Raw genomic sequence first — 938 nt, 5'->3', positions numbered from 1 at the left:
GGTTGCCAGTACTAATGGCGTAGGTTTGTCGGCTCTGGCTACCGTAATGCAGCGCAAGGGCTTCTCGTACTGATTGATGCGTTTGCCACCAGGATGTCTGTTTTTAAAACGCACAATTTGATCTTGCAGGACGATGTCTGTGGCCTCTGCGGGAATACTGCGTTCTTCCTCAATGCGCAAGCCTGCATTACGCTTGAAACGGGTCACGAATTGTGCTCCCGCCATATCGATCCGATGCCACCAGTTGTAATCGCAATAGCCCTTGTCAAAGACGTAGATCACCTCTTGCTGCAGCGGGAGCTCTTTGGTTTTCTCCACGTCATTGACATTGGCTGCGCTGATACTTTGCCAAATGGGTATCTGCGCTTGTTCTGCGTACAGGATGTGGAGTTTGACACCCTGTGTATTTCGCGTTTTATTGGAGAGCGTCCAGCGATCAAACTCGCGCCCTTTGAGGGTAATGGAAGTGGAGTCCAGAAGGTAGAGCAGCTCCTTGCTTTGTTGACGCAATGGCCGTGCCACTTTTTGCATGAGCCATGTCACCGCATCGGCAAATACGGTATCGCCGCGACGACTGTTGGCATCAGCCAGAGTGGAGCGCTTAATACGACCAGTGCCGAGATGGTAATGATGGGCGACATGACTGTTAAAGCTGGCCTCCAGAGGACGCAGGCCAGTTGTTCCGCTTAATTGAGCGTAGGTCATCACCACGAGCTGATCCCAGTGACCAAAATGCTTGCTGTATTTGTCAGCTTGATGTTTTTTGACGAGTTGATCAAAGACTCCACGCGGTAGCCCCTTCATTAACTCTTGAAAAGTGTTTATTCTGTACATGTTGCAGGTTTGGTTTTTAAGTTGGTAAACCGAGGTTAACACTCGTAAACCAATGCCTGCAACCCCCTGCAGCTTAGTCAAGAAAATTATTCCGGACAGCAGTG

Annotated in this window: 1 protein-coding gene; it reads right to left on the bottom strand. The window is 49.9% G+C overall.

Annotation, left to right across the window (positions count from 1 at the left end; all coding sequences use genetic code 11):
* On the bottom strand, positions 1–915 hold a 915-nt coding region (locus QN359_RS19745), incomplete at its 3' end, for an IS4 family transposase (protein ID WP_322247784.1).
* Positions 916–938: the final 23 nt, after the last annotated feature.

The organism is Undibacterium sp. 5I2 (assembly GCF_035019605.1).
In the GTDB taxonomy this organism is placed as follows: Bacteria; Pseudomonadota; Gammaproteobacteria; order Burkholderiales; family Burkholderiaceae_D; genus Undibacterium.
Note: the sequence above shows the minus strand (reverse complement) of the source record. Positions and strands in the feature narration are given on the sequence as shown.